The 7,699-nt window shown below is 33.8% G+C and carries 3 protein-coding genes; all 3 read right to left on the bottom strand.

What is annotated here, in order from left to right:
- Positions 1–307: hypothetical protein (locus ACEWK1_RS20155; RefSeq protein ID WP_416636590.1), on the bottom strand; the 307-nt coding region annotated here is incomplete at its 3' end.
- 96 nt (positions 308–403) lie between these two features.
- Positions 404–5,425, bottom strand: a complete 5,022-nt coding sequence (locus ACEWK1_RS20150; RefSeq protein WP_212136196.1) for a carbohydrate binding domain-containing protein — start codon at positions 5,423–5,425, stop codon at positions 404–406.
- 396 nt (positions 5,426–5,821) lie between these two features.
- On the bottom strand, positions 5,822–7,666 hold the full coding sequence (locus ACEWK1_RS20145; protein WP_416636589.1) for an RICIN domain-containing protein: 1,845 nt from the start codon (positions 7,664–7,666) through the stop codon (positions 5,822–5,824).
- Positions 7,667–7,699: the final 33 nt, after the last annotated feature.

Here is a 7,699-nt window from a genome sequence, read left to right as displayed (position 1 = left end):
TCATTAATTCAATATTTGAATAAGGTATTAATGTAATCCCTTCTATATCTTTAATTGTCCTCTCTAAGTTCTGAGTTAGTAAGGTACCCATTTCATCTGTCATATCGATTACTTTCTTCTCTATTGAATCTTTCGAAACTGTGTAAACAAAAATCGCTATTAATATACTTGGAACAACACTGCAAAGGATAATTGATATTAATAATTTTGACTTTAACGTTAGTTTCCCCCCCACTTTAATGAGAGGTATTTTGTTGAGTATGGACCTTAAACTTTTAGCTAATAATATAAATTTAAAGTATTTCATTTCTCAAACTCACTACTTTCCTAAATCCTGATAATTTAAATGACTAAAAAATAGAGTTAGCTTAACAGAAAAATAAGCCAACTCTATAATTAGATGTTATGATTTTACACTTTTCCTAGTGTATATTAATATTCCACCTATTAGTAACAAAGTAATACCAATAACTAGCACATCGAAAATGCTAGAAGCAGTTTGTGGCAATTCATTGTTAAGAGCTTCTGGATTGTTTTGTTCTTTATCTGTTCCGGGATCTGTTCCTGGGTCCGTTCCAGGTTCTGTTCCTGGGTCCGTTCCAGGTTCTGTTCCTGGGTCCGTTCCGGGATCTGTTCCTGGGTCCGTTCCGGGATCCGTTCCGGGATCTGTTCCGGGATCTGTTCCTGGGTCCGTTCCGGGATCTGTTCCGGGATCTGTTCCTGGGTCCGTTCCGGGATCTGTTCCGGGATCCGTTCCGGGATCTGTTCCTGGGTCCGTTTCAGGTTCTGTTCCAGGATTAATTTTTTCAACTAATTCTATAGAATCAACAAACATAGTTCCGACAGGCTCCTCAACAAGACCAAAATATAAATTAAATTCAATTATCTCTCTAGGATTTAAATCTCCTGACCCTCCATACCATGCTGGATAATCAAACTCTTCAAAAGGAATCTCAATTATTTGCTGATCCTTCCCTCCTTCTAGAGTTCGTGTGACCTCCATGACCTCATTAGACCCAGTTTTTACTTGCACAGTAAATTTAACAGAAGATGCCGCAGGTTTCACCCATAATCTAAGTTTTTCAAAGTCTGTCCAATCAACATTTGGCAAAGCTGTTATTAGGCCAGCATAACCAGGTCCAGTAAGATCATATTGAAGCTTTAGAGAATGCGTCCCACTTTCTTGGAACTCTTCACTTAATGTGCCAGTAATAGTACCTCCACCTGTATTGCGATTTCCATACCTATTTAAAAATTCATTTTGATTCTCATAAGAGTCAAAATTATCTATTATGCGGGTTTGTATAAACCTTATATCATCAACTAATAAACTACCTTTAACAGGCGCATCACTCTTCTGAACTATTAAACTAAAACCTTTTAATTTATCAACATCTATGTTTTCGTTTTCATTATTTATATGTCGGAAACTATCTAAAGGAATATTAACAAATGTGCTTTGATTACCTGATATAGAAACATTTTTTCTCCAAACTTTATTATCTTCAGTTTTTAGTAGTAAAGTTAAATCTCGATTGTATCCATCAGGCTTTACCCAAAATTGCAAGGTATCATAAGCACTTCTATTTAAGACTTCCAATTCTTTTTCTAAACCAGCAAATGATTTTGATCCTAGATCATAATCAAATTTCAGTGAATAATTACCACTATTTTTAGGTGAAGTGTTAAGTTCAATAGCAGCATCTCCACCGTTTAGAATTGGTGAATAAGAGGCTTTTGCTAATAGACTCTCTCCTCCGTAATGTTCTCCTGCATCAATAATATGTGGGAGTAGCTTACTAGGAAATGAGATTTTACCTGAACCTACCGCTATTTGTAACTTACTTATTTGAGAATTATTATTTTCTTCCGGGAAATACACTCTCAAATACTTCACATTTGTTGGGAGGTTTTCAACATTGTAATTTGTTTTATACCATTCTCCACCCAAATAACTAATTTCAGCAGTTACTTCATCGAATTTTTCCCCATCTGTAGAGATAAAGAAAGTAAAACCTTGTCTTTCGCTAGGCTTAGACTCACTGAATGTCTCTAGTTTAATGGCATTCATATCTCCTATAGTCCTATATTGTATAAATGCTTCCTCACTATTAGTACGAACAAGTTTTGATTGATCTTGGCCAGTTAATTCTTTATTTTCATTATTAAATTCTAGATTGTCACTATAAAGAAACATATTAGTTAAATCATCCATATTATCAACTAGTACGCCTGAATTAATTAAAGGTTTAACCGGTTTTAATACTGTTCCATTTCCTAAATATTCAATCGAAACATTCCTTATCTCTCCTGCTTCTTTTTTTCCATCAGGGTATACAATTTTCAATTGATTTGCACCATCTACTTCAACACTTGAAAAATTATATTGTGATTCTAATTTTTCAGGAGTAACTTCTGTAAACTTAATTCCATCACTTGATAAATAGAATTTAAAGTCAGATCCCCCATTAGCAGTAGCATCGACAGTGAATGATAAAATTGAACTCGGAGTTCTATAAGTAATAGATTTATCATCAGAATAGTATTGTTTGGATTGATCATCCAAAGAATCTTTTAATATATATTTTGCAACAATTGGTCCTATTACATTCGAATAAGGACTTTCTCCACTATCATTTACACCTTTTACTCTGTAATAGTATTCTTTCCCTGAAACTGCTGTTAAATCTGCATACATATCTTCTCCAGGAGCAACATCATCAAGAATTCCATCACCGACAACTTCCCATCCCTCTATAGGATTTGCACTTCTTTCAACTGTATAAGAACTAGCCCCAGTTGATCCTCTCCATCTAAGATTAGAAATAGAATCAGATTCAAACATGACTGGTGGTTGCTCTGGTATCGGTAATTTTGGAGTATCTTCACCCTGAATCTCATATGCTTTTTCTCTCAGTAACTTCATTACATTAGAAGCATCATAATAGTCACCAGAAGGCATTCCTGGCCAATGATAAGGACGATATAAAATACCATCAACAACCATTTCATCATGTTGGATAAATCCCCCATTAAAACTATGTGGTCTTAGGCTCCAAAGCATTGCTCCAGATGTTCCCGTTTTTATCACTTCATCCAACATAGCCTCTATCTCAGATGTTGGTTTAAATCCAAATTCACCAACTATAAAAGGTTTTTCATTCTGGGAAGCTTTTGCTTTATCCTCTATTACTTTGTTTGCATAATTACCGCTATAATAATGACTTTTCACAATATCTATGTTTGGATCCTGTAATGCCGCATCAGTAATATTTTTATAATTATGAGGTAATTCCATCTGGTTCCCTGAAATTAATAACTGATTAGTATTAATACTCTTGTAATGAGCAGCAATTTCATTCATCCATTCTGGTGCAGCCATTAACTCATTACCTGTTTCCCATGCTAATATTGCTGGATCATCTTTATATTTTACACCTGTATAACTATTGACTCTGTTTAATACCTTTTCCATAACGAGCTTAAAGTCTTCAATTAGTTGTGGGTCTGAGTAAAAATCTAACCTCTCCTTACCTCTAAAGTGTGCAAAGTCTGTAATTCCACCCGGTGGCCAATCCCAATTATCTATGAAAGGTATAATTACTCTAATTTCATACTCATTAGCAAGCTGCAGTAATTTATCCATAGATTTAAATGCTTCTTCGTTTATTTGTCCAGGACCAGTAATATGTCGTATAGCGTTTTCAGAATCATTTTTGTCCTTTACTGTTAAAGAGTATGTCCTAAATACTTTCCCACCAACTTGTTCGATTGTTCTAATAGCATCTTCTTGTTCAAAGGCTGTGGGCATTATCCCTCCTGCCTCATCTTCATTGTACAAAGCTCCAGGATAATTATATGAAATAAAACGGAATTCTTTTTCTCCATCAAAAAGTTTATCACCCTTGGTGGAAATAAAATGATCAAAAGGAGATTCCATTTTATTTCTTGCTTTTTCAAATTCAATCAATGCATCTTCAATTTTTGCTATTTCATTTTTTATTATGTCCTCTGTCGATTCTGGGTCAGCAGAAATATCTTTTGCATTTAATATTGTTTGGTTAAATTCATTGTACGAATCTTCGGAATATTCCCCGTACTTAGATCCAATTTTAGCCTCAGAAATAATTATCTCAGCATTCTCAATTTTATATTTCAAATCATCTAGTAAGCTAGAACTTTGTATAGGACCAATTGCATCACTCAGTACAGGTTCTCCAGCAATTCCAGCAGTATCAACAGGAGTAACCTCTAATTTTATATATTTATCTATTAATTCATTAGTAGGAACATACTCTTTTCCATTTGCTTTTTGAATTTTAGTATATTCTCCATCTAATCCATCAGATTGTAGCCAACGATATATAGAATATCCTTCACTTATTCCAGCCTCATGAGTATATTCATAATTTCCAACTATTTTTTTTGTTACTTTCGCTTCTCCTGTTATAATAACGTTACTTACAATTGGAGCTGACGGTAAGGGTTCACCTCTTACTGGATCACCAATATAAAAGTCATCGTAATATGCTTTTTCACTAGCGTCAGAAACATAAATTATTACTTTATCATTATCTCCACTATTAAAACTCACTTCATATTCAAACCATTCTTCTTGTGCAACGGTATAATTCTCTGTAATAGTAGATTCATCAGCTGCTAATACTTTATATGCAGCTCCTCCTCCACCTTTTCCATAAAAAGATAGTACATAATCTGTATTCGGCTTTACTTCTACTGTATGCTTAATTCCGTTCCAATCTTGCGGACCACTTACCTCCAATGAATGTTCACCGGAGTTTTTCTCCTCACTTGATATGGAAAATTTAGGATTATCTCCTGTATCCCATCCCGAAAAATCGCCTGTTTCAAAATCACCGTTACTAACTAAATTTTCGAGCTCTTCTGCTAAAGTAAAGTCATCATAATATGCTTTTTGACCTGAATCTGAAATGTAAACTATAACACTATTATTTTCTCCGCTATTAAAACTCACTTCATACTCAAGCCATTCATCTTGGGCAACGGTATAATTTTCTGTAATAGTAGATTCATCAGCTGCTAATACTTTATACGCTGCTCCCCCTCCACCTTTTCCATAAAAAGATAGTACATAGTCTGTATTCGGCTTAACTTCTACTGTATGTTTAATTCCGTTCCAATCTTGTGGACCACTTACCTCCAGGGAATGATCACCTTTATTGAATTCATCTAATGTTACTTTAAATTTTGGACTCTCACTTGTGTTCCAGCCTGATAAATCCCCTGTTTCAAAACCACCATTAGTAATTAAATTATTTTCTTCAGCATTAGCAATATCTACCTTATAACCCCAAAAACTCCCATTTGGGGATATAAAAGTAATTAAAAGAATAATAATTAATGCCAATGAAATAGACCTATTTTGCACCTTTTTTCTCCGCATATTCCCTCTCCTTTTCTACTAAATAGAAATACTCTAAAAATAGAAAACCATAAATCCCCCCTTTCAAAATTAAGTTTTTTTATTTTTATTATTTATTTTTATTATTTTTATTATAAGATATATTACAGAAATTTGTAAACGCTTTATTTAAGCTAAAATAAAATAAATTAAAATTATCCCTGTTCATCATTGTCATGAATATAGGTAACAAAGGAATAACCTCTATTAAATAATCTAACGATCTTATTTTTTAGTTATATTTTTATCATTTATAAAATAAAAATATAAACTATCGTATTTGCTAAACCTAAATAATAAAATAAAATCCTGCGGCAATTTATCCACAGGATTTTATCTATTAAAACTTTAAATTGCTGTCTTCTGTTCAAGTATTATCTACCACTGTCGGATAACTTGCCACTGCTGGTTTAAACCTTCATTAAAATCAGATTGTACAATTCCAATCCCCTCACTCAAACCTCCACCTGAAACCTCCATAGCTTTATTACTCCAAACATTCCGAATAGAATAATATCCATTTCGGAGATCTTGAATAATCCACCTTTGACTTATCTTATTCAAGTCTTCATTCTGAATGATATTTGCATTACTGTGCCTATAATAATTTTCCACTTCTATAGATTTCCAATTACTTGCATTTTTCATTTCAAAACCTTCTTCAACTAATCCGAATGTAAATTGTTGGGCTAGAACTCCATTATCATTCCATTGTTGTAATTGTATGTTATTTTGTGTTGATGATCCCGGAACATCCAAAACTAATCCACTATTCCGATTTATTAGCTTATATCCAGCACTTACATCTAAAGACCAATTCCCCTCTACTCCAAATAAATTGACACCTTTGATCCGATAATATACCTTTCCCCCTGGATAAGTAGGATCTACCCATGGAGTATCTAAGTCGGTTGGTGAGCAATTGCATACATTTGTCCATGGACCATAAGGTGAGGTAGAACGCTGAATAATATAATTAGAAGCAAAAGTAGCCCCTCTCCATGTAATCGTTCCATTATTATTACTAGTTAAGACAGGAGTACTTGGCACTCCATGACTTGGAATTGCTCTACCATCTATCCAAAATGCGTGTTCACGTAATTTTTGAGCTCTTTCCTTCATATCCTCACTCGTACCAGGATAATGTAAAGTAAACCCATCATTATGTTGTACATAACCATATTGATCATTATGACCAAATAATGACCAGTAAGAGTCTCCTGATATATTTGAATCACTTCTTATTTTGTATAACCAATCTTCAAGATTATCTACCGTTCCAGTATTCCATGAATACTCCCCAATCACGAATGCTTTCCCAGCATTTGTCACATCTAATGCATGTGCATTCAATTCATCTACATTTGGTGGATAGTAATGTGCATCAATAATATCTATCTCATTTACTTTTACTGCTGGCCAATCGACCCCAAATCTAGATCCAGCTGATATTAAATGATTACTGTCAATAGATCGAATATGATTTGCAATTCCTTGATACCAGTTTTGCTTTTCCTGAAACATATCTGTCTCTGTTTCTAATTCATTACCAATTTGCCAAGCTAAAATAGCTGGTTCGTCCTTTAATTTAATTCCAGTATATACATTGGTATGGTTTAATAAATCTGAAATATACTGCTTATATCCATTAATAATATTAATATCAGTATAAAATTTATCCCATTCAACTGGATAGTCGTTCCCATATTGATCTTTTCCATCATATCCATACCAACGTACCCACGTTTTCTTACCTCCATGATAATAATCCCAATTATCTACTAAAGGAATAATCATTCTTAACCCTCGTTCTTTAGCAGCTGCAATAGCATAATCTATTCGACGAAGTGCTTCTTCATTTAAAGGGCTGTTCTTCTCTGGTTTTAGTGTAAGACTATACCCATTCTTAATACCAACACTAGCTCCCAAGGAATGTGAACGAACAACTGTAGCTCCCATCTCAACAGCAGTATCTAGTACATCATTTACCCGAAATGCTGTAGGATAGCTTTGAGTGTCACCAGTATTCTCATCCAATCCTAACCAATAAATATTTGGACCTGAATACTTAAATACTTCTCCATTAAGCATAAGGTTTTTTCCATCCCTGTATACAAAGTCAGTAATTGGGGATGCTTCTACTTTTTTGTTATTACTAATTGAAAGCTGTACTATAAATAACATTGAGGTAATTATGCATAACTGAATAATCTTCCTTTTCATAGTGTTTCCTCCTATTTAACACCCTTACTGTTA

Source organism: Metabacillus sp. YM-086 (genome assembly GCF_048059995.1).
Lineage (GTDB): Bacteria > Bacillota > Bacilli > Bacillales > Bacillaceae > Metabacillus > Metabacillus litoralis_B.
This window is presented reverse-complemented; position numbering and strand designations above follow the sequence as displayed.